The organism is Phycisphaerales bacterium (assembly GCA_020852515.1).
Classification (GTDB): Bacteria; Planctomycetota; Phycisphaerae; order Phycisphaerales; family UBA5793; genus UBA5793.
The window spans coordinates 222,580-236,569 of the sequence record JADZAS010000005.1 but is presented as its reverse complement, the minus strand read 5'-3'; the positions used below and the strand labels follow the sequence as shown (position 1 = coordinate 236,569).

The window sequence follows — 13,990 nt, the reverse complement described above, 5'->3', positions numbered from 1 at the left end:
TGCTCCTCGAGCGACCGGCGGGCTTGCTTGTAGCAGGTCTCGGTCCCGCTCTTGACGGCGAGGTGGTTGAAGTAGGTGGCGAGCAGCGCGCCGAGCGTTGTGCCACGTGTCTCCTTCGAGGCGACCATACCGGCCTTCGAGAGCTTCTCATGCAGACGGTGGCTGATGGTCGTCAGCCACCGGGCGGTCTCGCCGTCGATTTCGATGCCGGTGATCGACGCGGTGACCAACGCCTCGATGCGGACGCGGATGGCCTCGGCGTTGCGGGAGTCGATCTGGCCGAGCCGGATGCTGCGACGCCGGCCTTCGCGGTCTGTGAACGCGACTCGCTTCTGTCCTTGCGGGTCTTTGATGATGGATGCCACGTCTCAGGGCCCTTCCTCGGCCGTTGGCCGATCGAGCCCAAGCGACTGAAGGGGCAGCATGCCGTGATTGGAAGGTGGATGTGCAGGCGATTTGGATGTGGGCGTGTCCGCGGTGGTCGTCGGGGTGGGAGAAGTGGGGGAGTCCTCGATGACCCAGTCCACCGCCAAGCCGGCGACCGGTGGATGGCACGCGCCGCACGTTGCTTCTCCAGTCGAGCCCGCGATCCGCCACCATCGCCGCCTGCGGCACATTCGGCATGGCGCTGCACCCTGCTGCACGGCGCCCATGGGGGTGAGCGGGTTGTCCGACCAATCGGGTTCGCCTCGGAACAACTGGCCCGGACGATGCACATCAGCAGTGACCGGGACACCCAAGATGGATGCGACGATCCCTGCCAGCCGGTCGGCCTCGGCCTGCGGTGTGGCAGCAGGAGTCAGCGCGACGGCCTCACCTTTGGCGATGTCCCATGCCGGGCTGCCCCGTTCGATCGACATCCCAAGCTCGGCCGCGATGGCCAGGCGTTCGAGGAAGATGTACCGACTGTCTTCCGACCACTCGTTCCAGCCCGCCGGCAGGGCCTCTTCAACGGTGGACTCGCCCTGCGCAGAACGCGCACAACGCGCAGAACCCGCGGGGGGGAGGGGTTGTGCGCGTTCTGCGTGTTGTGCGCTGGGGCTTTGCCCCTTTGCAAGCCAGCCGCGAAGGGCGTTTGAGAAGGCGGTCATGGCGCCTCCCGCGGTGGAATCCTGACCCAGATGGGGTTGACCACGAACGTCGGAGAGGGCGGCCTGCCACCAGCGGGCCTCGGTTCCGTTTCCACCACCCGTCGGATGTAGCCGAAGTCCTCCAACAGCACCAAGGCCCCATCGATGTCTTCCACCGTCTGGACCAGCACGAACCGGTTCTCGGTAAACGCCTGCCGGCGGGTGAACGACGGTTCGTTCGTGCGCTGCAGCCACTCGATCAGCCGCTCGGCGACCACCGTGTCGTGGTCGCAGCCGACCACACCCGCGACGATCTTCTCGTGATCGATCAGGTAGGGAGCCCACGCCAGTGCGGCGCGCATCGTCTGGGCGTCAAGCTCGAGCGCATTTCGCGCAGAACCCTCAGAACCCCCCTCAACCGCGAACTGCAAGCAATGCAGCACCAGCGCGATGCGGGCGATCGCGCCGCAGAGTTTGCCGCCCCAATCACGCCGGTCTGAGAATGCTCCCCCCTTGGCCAGCTGGGACTCAACATGCGCCTCGAAGGCGTTGAACAGGGCGGTGGCCTCGGCGCTCAGCCGAACGATGGTCGGACCGGCCTCCAGATCGATGGGCATGTCCAGCAGGCGCCGGAGGGTCTTGCGGTACATCGGCGTCAGCCCCGGGGGGATCGGCTCGGCCGCACCACCGGTCTTGCGGAAGCCGAGCATGCTTGCAGGTGACGAAGGAAGGAATCGCGCAAGCAAGCCCCGGCCGCGGGCAACTCGGCTCGCGAACATCCCACGCACCGCTTCGGGCTGCACCACCATTGCAACCGATAGCACCGGTCGCTTGAGGTACTCGGGCGGTCGGGATCGACGGATGATCCGTTCGGGATCGCCGGCGTGACCCTTCAGCCAAATGCCCATGTTGGGCACGTTCTTCTCGGCGTACCGCCCCATCATCACGTCGAGGGCATCTGCTTCAGGCGACGCAACCAGAGCCCGCTCCTGATTCTCGACAAGCATTCCGGCCAATCCCTCGGTTGTGGCGTCCGATGTGAACACCACCGGGACCTTGGGGATCGGCATCGCGTCGAGCTCCTGCGCCAGCGCCACGGCCTGCTCGGTCTTCTCCTTGACCTCGTTAAGCGTGGCCTTGGCGGCCGCCTTGCGGCACGCGGCCAGCCTCGCCTCGACGATCTTCCGTTCCTCGACCGCCCGTGCGATGTCGGGTCGGAGGCGCTCGGCCTCGTCGCGCTCCCACCCCAGGATCGGTTCGGCCATGACCGAGAAAGTTCCGCTCTTGCGCTCTCCGCTGAACAGCAGCTCCAGGACCCACAGAGCCGGAGGTTCGCGCCAGCCGGGCCGTAGCTCAATCTCGAACTTCTTGGCGATGCAGACCGAGGAGAACGGCAGTACCATCATGGCCGGGAGGTCCATCGGAACCTGCAGCTGCTCCGCCACGGCGACAACGAACGCGCGAAGGTCGCTGAGCGAGGCTGGGAATGCGTCCTCGAGCGGGAACGGAGGCGGCGTCGATCCCGTCTCGAACGGACGGGGCTGTCCCCATTCCGCCTTCGCATCGGCGCGCTCGGTCGTGCCGCCTTTGGTCTGGAACGCCGTCGTCTGTCGCGCCCCTCGCGGGTCGAGCTTCTGGCGGAGGTCGTGCCAGTCCTTGCCCTGACAGCCGTTGTGGTGGCAACCCGCCGAGATCGCCCCGCTGCTCAACACCGCGACGAAAGCGCCGTCGGTGTGGGCGGTGCTGAACGGGCAAGCCGCAAGCTTCCACATCTTCGGACCACCGCTCCACGGCTGGGGCTCGCCCGCGTCGGGAATGTGCTGCTTGATCCACGCATCGATGTCGAACGAGCTGGAGGCGGTGATCGCTGGCAAGTCGCCCAGAATGATCATGCCGCCCGCGGCGTTCGGGATCGGCTGACCCGCCAGCTCAGTGAGCTGCGTCACGGGCACCACGTCAATCTTGTCGGGGACGCATACGAGGCGCGACATCCGGTGCCGCCGATCAGCGGTCGCATCGCCCTTGCAGGCGAGCGTGCCATACAACTTCCAGATTCGGGCGGGGTTGAAGACGCCGGTATCCACCTTCACCGCAGCGTCATCGAACCGTGCGGCCAGAGCCGTCAGGCACCGCTGGACAAGGCCGCCATCATCGGCGGCAAGGTCGATGCGAAAGAGGAGATGCCAGCCGTTCCCGCTGTCGGCGAGAATCGGCTCGGGCCAGCCCAGTTCGCGCAGGTGCGATCGGATGGCTTCGGCCCGCTCATGTGCCAATGAGTGCTCGGTGTCGGTCGAGCTGATGCCCGCCGGCCTCTGCGGATCGAGATCGATGAGCAACCAACGCCGTTGCACGATGTCGTGGTCGGCCGTCAACGGGTCGCCCTTGCCGGTGATCCGAATCCGGTTGTTCGCCCGTGCAAGCAGCGCCGGGTTCACGACGTTTGGGACGATGTAGATCCCTTTGGCGTGCTCGATGCGGCTGATGCTGTCGGCCAGTGCCTCGGGCGAGTCGAAGTAGCCACTGATGGTGCCGACACGCCGATCACCCACCATCGTGGCATCGAGGGCGCGGACCTCGGTGACACCACTCGGCTCGATGAGCAGATTGGCGGCGCGGATGATCTCCTCGCGGTCGTAGGAAGGGTTCTTCAAGCGCCACCCCCAGCGGTCTTGCGGGCTTCGATAAAGGCGCGGAGGTCCGCTACGTCGTACCGCACGGCGCGGCCGATCCGGACGCAGGGCAACTCGCCCGCCGCGGTGAGGTTCGCCAGCGTGCGAATCGAGATAGATAACGACTCGGCGGCGCGAAGGGAAGTCGTCAGGATTGGCTGCGACGGCATCCCCGGGCTATTGTCTTGAACAACTGAGCGATTCGCGACGTGCGCCCCGGGCTGAACATTCGGGGCCGCGTCGCTTTTGGGTGGAGGGTGGGTGCGGTGCATGATTACGCCGCTCCCTTCACGACCTTGTCGGACCGCTCCGAGAGTGCGCGGCGCACCTCATCTACATCAAACAGGACCGGTCTTAGCCCCGCGCGATAGCCGGGAATCCACCCGCGGCGGTACCACGCCAGCACGGTCGCGGGTTGCACACCCACGGCCTCAGCCACGACTTTCGCGGACTCCAAACGCTTGTGCTCAGGCATTTCACAGACTCCGTGCGACAATTCGCGAGAGTCAGTGAAGTCGTGGGTAGTTGTGGGAGGGGTTGTGGGATGTTGTGGAATGTCATGGGTTGGGCGGGGCTTCGTGCCGACCGCCGAGGACCCGGTAGCCACGGCCAGTTCTTCCCGGAAGCACGATCACTCGCTTCCAGTCGGGGTCGACTTTCGACAGCCGTTTGAGGATGTTCACGGCATCGCCGCTTCCGCTGCGGGTGCTTAGCGTGCGGCCCACCAGACCCCTCGCGCCCGCAGCAATCAAGCAATCGATGACGTTGTAGCTCTTCTCGCCCAAGATGGGCTTCTCAACATCGCAAACAATCGGTCCCTGATCCCTTCCACGAAGCACCAGTGAAGGAGGCATTTCGACACGAGCGGATCTGCGCGGTTGCGCTGGCGACGTTGTCTTCTCTGTGGTCAACCTACGCCACCACGCAACGAGTGCGGCGCAGTCATCTCTTGTCTGGTCGTCTTGAATGCCCGGGAACCCCAACCGCGATCCCGGTACGCACCCGGACTCCGCGATTGATTCCACGCGGGTGATAGCGGACGTCAACTCGTCGGAGGGCGCGTCTGGGAGCATTTGGAGTGCTTGTCGCAGACGATCGAGTGGAACACTCCGCTCGTTCGCGACATACTCGATTCTCCAGGCTGCATCCGCCAGTTCGAGCAGCGATGTGTACACCTCGGCGACGACCATCGGAGCCGGCCTGAGCGCGAGCCGCAGCGCAGGTGTTTCAACCCACTGCTCCGGGTAGTACGGCCGCAGCGTTCCCTCGATCCAGTCGGCGAGTTCCGCCGCTTGGCTCGTGAGGCGCGACCGCGCCTCGGGTGTCAAGCCAACACGGGACGCCCGGCTGAGAGATCCAAACAGCGTCTTGAGCTGGTTGCAGTTGTCCATGCACGCAGTGGTTTGGGGTCCTCCGCCATCGAGCAGCCCGCACGGAATCCGCTGATCAACATCCCGCGCCACGACGGTCAGCCCGTCGGTGCCGAGCTGACCAATCCTGTCGAGCGGTAACTCGTGATCTGTGGCGCACTCGAGGCAGATCAACTCAAGCAGGACTTGAATCCGTTGCCACAGATGCGGAGTCGTGCTGAAGATCACGGCCGCCGTGGAGTGCCTGACCACAGGCTCGGCACAAGCAACGCGCTTGGCGAATCGCTCGCGCTCGATCCGCAGAGGATGCAGTTGAGTCTCCAATCCGTTCGGAGCCGATTCGATTGCATCGTGATTGCTCGGGATGGGCAAGCAAGTCGGAGGCTTGCGGTCGGCCTGTCCTTCAACAATGGCTAATCGAATCCTGTTGATGGCGCCTTTCGTCGTGACCGTCCAGGTTTCGTTGGTCACGCCGTTGTTGGTGGTGATCAACGGGCCGACGGCTTCCACGGCGGCATCTGCAAGGTCAAACGCCTCTCTCAGGAGCAGCACGTACTCGATGACCTTCGCACAGTTTCGGTCGATCGCCGGAGCGGTGGGCGCGTTCATCTCGGCAAGCCGGACCGGATCGGCGTGCCGCCCAGTATGGTCTGTCGCGGGCCAGTACCAACTGGCCGGCGCGTCGGCGGGCTTGTCCGCGATGCGGGCAATGAGGTGGTCGATACGGTGGACTAAGTCTTTCGTGCGAACGAAGATCGATACGATTGCGGACTCGGCTTGCGCAAACAGGGTGTCGGCAGTCGGGGGGTTCAAGGCGAGCCCTCGTCAGCCCCTCCCGCCGGCATTGTTTGCAGGCCGGATCGAGCGTTACAGGAGCCGACAGGAGGTCAGGTCTAGCCGCGATCCGTAGCCCAGGCCAATCGATCCGCGGACTGCTACGACGCGACCAGCAACTCGCGATCGCGAGATTGTGGTGAGGTCCTCGGGTGCCCTGCGCATGGCAGCAGAATCGGATGATGAGGCACCGGCATTCAGACCGGGAATGCGTTACGCTAGTGGCTCACGCCAACTGCCACGCCCTCCCCCTCACGGCCTCCACCACCGCCCGCGGCGCGATGTGGTCGAGGTAGCGGATGGTGGTGGCGATGGACACGTGCCCGAGTTGCTTGGAGATGATGCCGATGTCGATCCCCTCGCCACGCAACTCGGCCGCGTGGGTGTGGCGGAGGCCGTGGGCGTGGACGCGCTTGGCGATGCCGGCGAGGCGGGCCAGACGGGGCAGGAGCCGCCGGATGTAGGCGGTGGTGAGACGGCCGCCGCCGCGGGTGCAGAAGAGGGCGGCGCGGTGCCGGGTGGACCGACCGTTCCCCCCCGCCGCCACAATCGCCACGTCTTGCCGTACCGCCAACCAGTCGCGGAGGATGGCCAGAGCCCCTGTATCCACCCCCACCGTCCGGGCCCGGCCGCCCTTGGCGAACAAAACGCGGATGCTCCCGGCAGCGAGGTCCACGTCCTTGACCTCCAGGCTCAGCGCCTCGGACACCCGCAGGCCTGAGCGGTACATCACCGCCAGCAGCGCTTTGTTCCTCGCCGCCGTCGCCGCCGGGCCCTTGATTGCCGCGAGCAGCGCCAGCACCTCGTCGTGGGTCAGCACCTCGGCCGGGAAGCGGCGGCGGGGCTTGCGCCGCCGCACAGTCCCTTTGTACACCCCGCCCGTCCCGCCCGCGTGGATCGGGGACATGGCGTAACTCCTGGGCCGGGCAGCGTGTGCCCCCCATCGGACGCACGCAGCCGGTGCAACCACGAGTACCTCAACGCGGGCCGCGGATCAAGGCATGGCTACAAGTCTTCCACGTGGGCGTAGCTGTGTGGAAGTCGGTCAGTCCGGGGCCGATCGAGCCCGGCCGCACTCCGGGCAACCGGCGGACTCGGCGAGCCCGGCGAGGTCGTAGCCGCATGCTTGGCACTTTCCAACACGCTCGCGCCGGACGCGGCGGCGCTCGGCGCGCCAAGCCAGCGCGGTGGGGACACCCGCCGCCAGGAGCAAGAGCCACACGGGACAGACGGCCCATTGCTGCCCTAAGTCGTGACCGTGCGGCGGGAGCCAGTACGACGTCCCCAATCGCAGCAACTCTTCTTGAACATGAACGCTCGGTCTATCTCGTGCGATGGGTTTGGCCTCGGTGGCCCAGCCCACGCCGACGCACCCGCCCTCGGTTCCGAACAGGCAGTACGGGCACGGGTAGACCGCGACGGTCCACCACACCATCAGCGGATAGCCCGCGGTGAGCACCGCGCAGGTCACCCCAGCGAATCAGCCACAAGCATCGCCGCGTGGTCTGCACCCACGCAGCATACCCGCCCTGGCCGAGCAACAATCTCCCATGTGCGGCCGATTCACCCATCTGTTCAAGTGGAAGGAGCTGGTCCGGCTCGTGAAGCTGGTGTACCCGGCTGCGGGTGAGGCGCCCAAGTTGCCGGAGCGGTTCAACGTCGCGCCCACGCAGACCGCGCCGGTGGTGACGATGCACGCCGACGGTCGGCACGGCGAGCTTCTGACATGGGGTCTCGTGCCGTTCTGGTCGAAGGACCGGACCATCGCGTACAAGACCATCAACGCGCGGAGCGAGACGGCGGCCACCTCGCCCGCATTCCGAGAGGCCTTCAAGAAGCGCCGGTGCATCGTGCCGGTCAGCGGGTTCTACGAGTGGCATAAGCTGGATGCCAAGACCAAGCAGCCGTGGTACATCACGCCTGCGGATGAGGGCGGTGTCTTCGCCTTCGCAGGTCTGTGGGAGTCGTGGAAGGGGGAGGGGATGGATGCGCCCCTCCGCACGTTCACGATCCTGACGACCACGCCCAACGAGCTGATGGAGCCGCTGCACAACCGGATGCCGGTGATCCTGGAGCCCGAGGACCACGACCGCTGGCTGACCGAGGGCGGGAGCGACCTGCTCAAGCCGTTCTCGGCCGATCGGATGGCGGCGCGGAAGGTCTCGACCTACGTGAACAAGCCAGCCAACACGGGGCCGGAGTGCATCGCGCCGGCGGCGTGAGTGCTCCGGTGCTGTCGGCAAGCATCACCGCATCTGATCGCAGTGTACAATTGCATCAACGCCGTCTATGGATAGGCGGCGTAGTGCAACCCCTCGGGGAGCTTCAAGGGTCAGGGTGAACACATGCAGCTGAACAATCTGGCGGTCGAGCTTCGTCCAATTGAGTCGATCAAGCCTTACGACAAGAACCCGCGGAAGAACGACCCGGCCGTGGATGCGGTGGCGCGGTCGATCGTGGACTTCGGCTTCCGGCAGCCGATCGTCGTTGATGGCGAGGGCGTCATCGTCGTGGGCCACACGCGGTACAAGGCGGCGCAGAAGCTCGGGCTGGCGCGCGTGCCCGTGCACGTGGCGACGGACCTGACGCCCGACAAAGCCAAGGCGTACCGCATCGCCGACAATCAGACCGCAACCATCGCCGACTGGGACTTCGAGATTCTGCCGATCGAACTGGCGGAGTTGAAGGACCTTGGTGTGGACATCCGCCACCTCGGGTTCGACGACGATGAACTGGCCGAGATCATGGCCCCGCCGGGGAACGCGGGTCTGGTCGATCCCGACGAGGTGCCTGCGCCGCCCGACGCCGCGATCACGCAGCCGGGCGACCTGATCATCCTCGGCAACCATCGCCTGCTCTGCGGTGATTCATCGAAGCCCGAGGATGTGGACAGGCTGCTGGATGGGCAGCCGGTGCATCTCTGCAACACCGACCCGCCGTACAACGTTCGTGTTGAGCCACGATCCAACAACGCGATCGTCGCCGGTCTGAGTTCGTTCTCGCTCCCTGGCAAGGCCGATCAGCACGACCAGCAGAGCGCAGACCTCAACCGATACCCCGAGAAGGGGCGCGCAACGCACAAGAAGCTCAGGGCCAAGGATCGCCCCCTGGCCAACGACTTCGTCAGCGATGACGAGTTCGACCGTCTGCTCGACTCGTGGTTCGGCAACATCGCGCGCGTGCTCATCCCCGGCGGTGGCTTTTACATTTGGGGCGGCTACGCCAACTGCGGCAACTACCCGCCGGTCCTGAAGAAGCACGGGCTGTACTTCTCGCAGGCGGTGATCTGGGACAAGCAGCACCCGGTTTTGACGCGCAAAGACTTCATGGGCGCTCATGAATGGGCGTTCTATGGATGGCGTGAGGGCGCTGCGCACCGCTTCTTCGGCCCCGCCAACATCCCCGACCTCTGGCACGTGAAGAAGGTCAACCCGCAGTCCATGATACATTTGACCGAGAAACCCGTCGAACTCGCGGCTCGTGCGATGGCGTACTCATCCAAGCCCGGCGAGAACGTGCTCGACCTCTTCGGCGGCTCAGGCTCGACGCTCATCGCCGCCGAGCAGCAGGGCCGACGCGCGTTCCTCATGGAACTGGACCCGCTCTACTGCGACGTGATCGTGCAGCGGTACGAGTCGTTCAGCGGGAAGAAGGCCGAGCGGATTGCCAACGTTGGCACCACGGTCGCCCACGACGCGGAGTCGCCCAAGTGACCGCCCGCCTTCCCCGCTCCCGCGCCTACGCCCGCGTGGCCCGCCTGGAGGCCCGCGTGGCGGTTGCGCAGAAGATGACTATCCACGAAGCTTGCGACCGCTGGACCGACCGCTACGAAGCCGCCAGCGCCGACCACGCCGACCTGATCCGCCGCATCATCGACCGACGCAAGGTGCTGAACTACACCTGGTTCGGCGAGCCCGGCAAGCCCCGCCCGTGCGCGGCCCATCTCTCGTTCGGGCTCATCTACCAGGCCCCTGACCGGCTGTGGCCCAAAGACGGCTTGCCTCCCAAGGCGCCGCTCGTGCCCGACTCCAATGTGGTCGTGGCGCTGTTCATGGAGTTCATGAACTCGCTGGTGGAGTACCAGATCAGCCGGCGCGACCTGTACCCGCGCGAGCAGGCGGGCATCCGGGAACTGGCGCTTCAGCAGATCGCGCGGCGGCGGGAGCTGGCCGCAGCGGCGGCTCGGGCGGACACCGCTACGGACGCGCACTTGAAGTGCAGCACTGAGAAAACCCCGGCGGTCACCGGGGTGGGGGAGGCGTGAAGCCATGCGATCAAGCGGCGGGCTTCGGTTCGACGGGTGCTGGTTCCGGCGTATCGACCCTGCGCCGCAGCTTCGCCGCCGAGGCGAACGAGGTCTTGCGGCCCGTCCGCTCGTTGACCACGTCGATGCGCTTGCGCCAGCCACCTTTGTCGTCGTGCCACGCGGGGGGCACCTCGCGGATCGCCAGCACGCGGACGGTGGTGAGTTGGCCCGAGACCTTGGCGGTGTAGCGGCCGCCGACTTCAATCTCGTTGAGCTTCATGGGTTAGGCCCCCTTCCTGTCGCCGGAGGGCGCGTCGTCCGTTGGCGGGTCGTACCGCAGAGTCCCGGTGCCATCGGCGTTGATGATGGGCGGGTCGCCGTCCCATTCCCAGTCGCGCGGCTCCTCGTAGCACAGGATGTAGAGGCTCAGTACGCCGCCATGCACCTGCTGCATGGCGTCGGCGGCGTTGTAGCAATCGCCGTTGATGATGCCGGCGATGACCGGCGCATCGGGGTCGAGCCCGTTCAGGATGTCGGAGAGCTTGGCGACGGTCAACATGGTTCAGTTCGCCCCCTTCCCGGCCACGAAGAGGCCGCGGTCGTGCTTCTTGAAGCGAGCCTCGCGCCCCTTGGCGGCGATCTCCCTGATGACGGCGGCGTACAACGTTGCCTCGGGCGTGAGGCCCTTGCCGGTCTTCCACAGACCCTTCGCTTCCATCGCCGCGATCATGTCGGTGGCCTTCATGGGCTTGTCGCTGGCGGCGAGCACCTGCGCGGCGGCGTCGAGGCAGGAGACCTTCTTGACCTTCGGGGGCTTGGGCGTCTTGACCTTCTTGGCCTTCGGCTCCTTCGCGGGTTTCGGGGCCGGGGTCTTCGCGCTCTTGGCCGACGTTCCCGCGGGTGCGGCCTTCGCGCCCTTGCCGCGCGTGGTGCTTGGCTTGGTTTCGGCCGCGTCTTGGGCGGCCGTCGGGTCGGGGCCGGGTGCATCGGTCGCGTCCAGTCGCTCGATGCGTTCCTGAATCTCCGCGCTGGCCGCCTTGCGGGCCTTGTCGCTCGCGCCCTTCGCTGGCGTGCTGGGGGGGGGCTTGTTCGTGCTTTTCGCGCCTGCGCGCACCGATGTCTTCTTCTTGCTGCTCATGGTCGTCTCCAAATCAGGTTGCGGAACGCCCGTCGCACATCGCGTTGGGCAAGCGTGGTCGGCGCGGGCTACCGCGCCGCCGCGTGCAGTTCATGCTGTGGGCAACTCGGGGTTGCGCGGGCTGCTCGGGGCTGTGCCGCCCGCGGACTCCGCGCACGCATCGCCCCGCCCCTGTCGGTAGCCCGCGTGCAGACCCTCGCGGTAGCCGGTCTCGAAGGCGTGCCGCACGATGTCCTTGATCGACCACACGGGTACCTCGTGAATGTCGAGCGCGTCGCGCTTGCGGGTTTCCAGCGTCTCCAACAGCAGTTCGACCTTGGCCCACTCCATCTCGGCGCTGAGGGCGTTCTGCTTGGCGGTTCGGTCCAGGTTGGTCTTGGTGGTGCTCACGGTGGTGATCTCCTGGTGGTTGGTGGGGGGTGCGTGGGGTTACTCGCCGAACACGTAGTCGGCCAACCCGTGGGCGAGCAGGCCGGTGATGTTCTTGGCGGCCGCCGTGCTGGGTTTGATGGACCACCCACGGTCGAACTCGCAGACCACCTGGTCGGTGAGCTGGTCCCGCAGCCAGAACTTGCTGATGCGGCTCTGGTCCATCTCGTAGTCGGGGCTTTCCGCGTGCTCGGGGAACACGAGCGCCTCGAACTCGTGGCGGGCCAAGCATCCGGCCACCCAGCGGCCGCCCGCCCCGCCGCGCCGACCTTCGTTCTTCGTGATGCGCAGGTCGTCGAGAATCTCGTCGGCCGGAATCTCGCGCTCCCCCAGCAGGTCGAGAACCCGCGCGGCCGCGGCCCGCTGGTTGGCGGTGCTGTTGTTGCAGAACGCGTCCACCATCGTGCGGCAGGCGTCGGCAAGGGCCTGGTACTCGGGGGTGTGCGTGGCGGGGGGGGCGGGGTTGGTCGTTGTGTTTGTCATGTTCGTGGTCTCCTGGTGGTTGGTGGTGTGGTGGCCGGTTCAGATGCCCGCGACGCGCTCGATCTGGTCGAGCACCGCGTGAACCATCGAGTTGGTCGCCGCCGCGCCGCCCCGCCTGTCGGCCCGGTAGATGGCCCGCGCCACCGAGACGGCGCTGGCGTAGCGGTCCTCGCGGTCGTCACCCCGGCTGACCTCGGCGATGATGTCGTGGTTGCGGGTGGCTTGCGCCCCGGTCGCGGTGCGGGTGATCTCGACATCCCCGTTCGTTCCCTCGATGACGATGGCTTTGATGTTCATGGTCGTGTGCTCCTTCGCGGCGGGGGCGTTGGTTCCCGCTCGCGTGTGACACATGAAGCCATGCAATCCCCCCGTCAGCAAGGCGAATCCGAGAAGATTCTGCGGCATGTGGGCAAGTTCTTCGGCGCGCCTAACACGCGCCTAGTGCCGTCCGTACTTCAGCCCCACGGCCTGGCTGTTCATGGTGCTTCCGCGCCGTTGGGCGACGTTGGCCCGCGCGGGGCCGTTCCCGTCCGGCGGCGATTGCCGCCACGCGTTCCCGCTCGCGCCCACGCCGCCGCGTCGGCCAACGACCGCCGCGCTGGCCGATACGCCGCGCGTACGGGGTTACAATTCGCCATCACCATTCCGGGGGTGCATTCATGGAGTTCACGTTCGACGAGGGGCTGACGCCCGAGCAGGAGGCCGCGATCGCGGCGCTGCTCACCCAGCCCACGCTCGCCAAGGCCGCCAAGGCCGCCGATGTCAGCGACCGCACGCTCCGGCGCTGGCTCCGGGAGCCGGTGTTCCGCGAGGCCTTCCGCTCGGCCCGCCGCCAGATGTTTGCGCAGGCGATCGCGCTCACGCAGCACTACACGCCGCTCGCGGTGAACGTGCTGGCCAAGGTCATGACCGACCCGCTCAGCGCGAGCCCGTCGAAGGTGGCCGCGGCCGCCGCGATGATGCGCTTCGGCCGCGAGTCGATCGAGCTGGACGACTTGGTCGAGCGCATCGAGCGGCTGGAGGACGGGCAGCAGGGTGGCGACAAGCGCGAGGGCGAGCAATGGCGCGGTTGACCGCACGAGTCGGTCGGCTGGAGCGTGTGCACGCCAGGTTCGTGCGGGCGATGGCGCCGCGCCTGTGCACGTGCTGCGGCGGTGTCGATCCCGAGACCGGCACCGGCCCGCTCCGCGGCTGCACACAGCTCAACGATGACCTGATCATCTGCCGGGGCTGCCCGCGCGCGTGGCGGGGCAGGCTCGACGATTCCGGCGGCAGGCTGGTGCTCACCGGCGGTGTGCCGGCGGAGACGCCCTACTGATGGGACGCAGCCCCCTCCAGCGCCGCGTCTCGGCCATCGAGCGCCGTCTCGTGGCGGTTGCCGCGCGCTGCGACCTCTGCGGCGGCAATGGTCCCGGCGGTCTTGTGTTCGCCATCGAGCCCGACGAGCCCAAGCCCCCTTCGCCATGCCCCGGCTGCGGCCGCGCGAGCCGCGCGCTGCTCTTCAGAATCGGGTTGGCGACACCGCCCGCACGCTGACATTCGGGTGCCGGTAGGGTGGCAAACGCGGTGGTGTCAGCCAGGTGCCTTCAACCACCGTGGCGCAACAGCAGGCTGGTTTTCTCGCCAGATCATCCCCGCTACCGGGGAGATGCGCGCGGCGGCAAACCCGCCGTTAAGCGGCCAAAACCGGACACGAAACCCACCGCCACCACAGGAGGTCGAGTTGAATGTGAAGGTGTAGCCCTGTGACT

Annotated in this window: 19 protein-coding genes; 6 read left to right on the top strand and 13 right to left on the bottom strand. The window is 66.7% G+C overall.

The genetic code is table 11. The features are described from left to right. The 7 genes from IT430_03855 to IT430_03825 form a co-directional block, all read right to left on the bottom strand. The coding region (locus IT430_03855) for a hypothetical protein (GenBank protein MCC6907054.1) at positions 1 to 365 on the bottom strand (365 nt) is incomplete at its 3' end. A 3-nt stretch (positions 366 to 368) separates the two neighbouring features. Then, positions 369 to 1,091: a hypothetical protein gene (locus tag IT430_03850; protein MCC6907053.1), complete on the bottom strand. Its 723-nt coding sequence runs from the start codon at positions 1,089 to 1,091 to the stop codon at positions 369 to 371. Then, positions 1,088 to 3,622, bottom strand: a complete 2,535-nt coding sequence (locus tag IT430_03845; GenBank protein MCC6907052.1) for a DUF3987 domain-containing protein — start codon at positions 3,620 to 3,622, stop codon at positions 1,088 to 1,090. The genes IT430_03850 and IT430_03845 overlap by 4 nt, the downstream gene beginning before the upstream one ends. Positions 3,623 to 3,717: 95 nt before the next feature. Further along, the gene (locus IT430_03840; GenBank protein ID MCC6907051.1) at positions 3,718 to 3,909 is read right to left on the bottom strand and encodes a helix-turn-helix domain-containing protein; all 192 of its coding nucleotides are present in this window, start codon (positions 3,907 to 3,909) and stop codon (positions 3,718 to 3,720) included. Between the two features lie 104 nt (positions 3,910 to 4,013). Beyond that, positions 4,014 to 4,214: a hypothetical protein gene (locus tag IT430_03835; GenBank protein ID MCC6907050.1), complete on the bottom strand. Its 201-nt coding sequence runs from the start codon at positions 4,212 to 4,214 to the stop codon at positions 4,014 to 4,016. An 82-nt stretch (positions 4,215 to 4,296) separates the two neighbouring features. Next, positions 4,297 to 5,922 (bottom strand): hypothetical protein, encoded by a 1,626-nt coding sequence (locus IT430_03830; GenBank protein ID MCC6907049.1) that lies wholly within the window; start codon positions 5,920 to 5,922, stop codon positions 4,297 to 4,299. Between the two features lie 247 nt (positions 5,923 to 6,169). Beyond that, complete coding sequence (locus IT430_03825; protein ID MCC6907048.1) at positions 6,170 to 6,850, bottom strand: tyrosine-type recombinase/integrase; 681 nt, start codon at positions 6,848 to 6,850, stop codon at positions 6,170 to 6,172. Between the two features lie 544 nt (positions 6,851 to 7,394). Here IT430_03825 and IT430_03820 point away from each other — a divergent pair. The 3 genes from IT430_03820 to IT430_03810 all read left to right on the top strand — a co-directional run bounded on the left by IT430_03820 (position 7,395) and on the right by IT430_03810 (position 10,207). Beyond that, positions 7,395 to 8,165, top strand: coding sequence for an SOS response-associated peptidase (locus tag IT430_03820; protein ID MCC6907047.1), 771 nt, complete (start codon positions 7,395 to 7,397; stop codon positions 8,163 to 8,165). A gap of 123 nt (positions 8,166 to 8,288) precedes the next feature. Beyond that, positions 8,289 to 9,656 carry a ParB N-terminal domain-containing protein gene (locus IT430_03815; protein MCC6907046.1) on the top strand — a complete coding sequence of 456 codons (1,368 nt, stop codon included), beginning with the start codon at positions 8,289 to 8,291 and terminating at the stop codon, positions 9,654 to 9,656. Continuing rightward, positions 9,653 to 10,207: a hypothetical protein gene (locus IT430_03810; protein MCC6907045.1), complete on the top strand. Its 555-nt coding sequence runs from the start codon at positions 9,653 to 9,655 to the stop codon at positions 10,205 to 10,207. The genes IT430_03815 and IT430_03810 overlap by 4 nt, the downstream gene beginning before the upstream one ends. A 10-nt stretch (positions 10,208 to 10,217) precedes the next feature. On the opposite strand, the gene IT430_03805 is transcribed toward IT430_03810, so the two are convergent. From IT430_03805 to IT430_03780, 6 genes are all read right to left on the bottom strand, one after another. Next, a complete protein-coding gene (locus IT430_03805; protein ID MCC6907044.1) occupies positions 10,218 to 10,469 on the bottom strand; it encodes a hypothetical protein in 252 nt (83 codons plus the stop codon). Between the two features lie 3 nt (positions 10,470 to 10,472). Beyond that, the gene (locus IT430_03800) at positions 10,473 to 10,748 is read right to left on the bottom strand and encodes a hypothetical protein (protein ID MCC6907043.1); all 276 of its coding nucleotides are present in this window, start codon (positions 10,746 to 10,748) and stop codon (positions 10,473 to 10,475) included. 3 nt (positions 10,749 to 10,751) lie between these two features. Further along, positions 10,752 to 11,327 (bottom strand): winged helix-turn-helix domain-containing protein, encoded by a 576-nt coding sequence (locus tag IT430_03795; protein ID MCC6907042.1) that lies wholly within the window; start codon positions 11,325 to 11,327, stop codon positions 10,752 to 10,754. A gap of 90 nt (positions 11,328 to 11,417) precedes the next feature. Next, on the bottom strand, positions 11,418 to 11,717 hold the full coding sequence (locus IT430_03790; GenBank protein MCC6907041.1) for a hypothetical protein: 300 nt from the start codon (positions 11,715 to 11,717) through the stop codon (positions 11,418 to 11,420). Between the two features lie 39 nt (positions 11,718 to 11,756). Beyond that, positions 11,757 to 12,239 (bottom strand): hypothetical protein, encoded by a 483-nt coding sequence (locus IT430_03785; GenBank protein MCC6907040.1) that lies wholly within the window; start codon positions 12,237 to 12,239, stop codon positions 11,757 to 11,759. 39 nt (positions 12,240 to 12,278) lie between these two features. Further along, positions 12,279 to 12,536, bottom strand: a complete 258-nt coding sequence (locus IT430_03780; protein MCC6907039.1) for a hypothetical protein — start codon at positions 12,534 to 12,536, stop codon at positions 12,279 to 12,281. A 362-nt stretch (positions 12,537 to 12,898) separates the two neighbouring features. On the opposite strand from IT430_03780, the gene IT430_03775 reads away from it, so the two are divergent. The 3 genes from IT430_03775 to IT430_03765 are packed head-to-tail and all read left to right on the top strand — an operon-like array spanning position 12,899 to position 13,775. Next, entirely contained in the window at positions 12,899 to 13,312 is a 414-nt protein-coding gene (locus IT430_03775; GenBank protein ID MCC6907038.1) for a hypothetical protein, read from the top strand. Then, entirely contained in the window at positions 13,309 to 13,557 is a 249-nt protein-coding gene (locus tag IT430_03770; GenBank protein MCC6907037.1) for a hypothetical protein, read from the top strand. Before IT430_03775 ends, IT430_03770 begins: the two co-directional genes overlap by 4 nt. After that, positions 13,557 to 13,775, top strand: coding sequence for a hypothetical protein (locus IT430_03765; GenBank protein MCC6907036.1), 219 nt, complete (start codon positions 13,557 to 13,559; stop codon positions 13,773 to 13,775). Before IT430_03770 ends, IT430_03765 begins: the two co-directional genes overlap by 1 nt. The last annotated feature ends 215 nt before the right edge of the window (positions 13,776 to 13,990 follow it).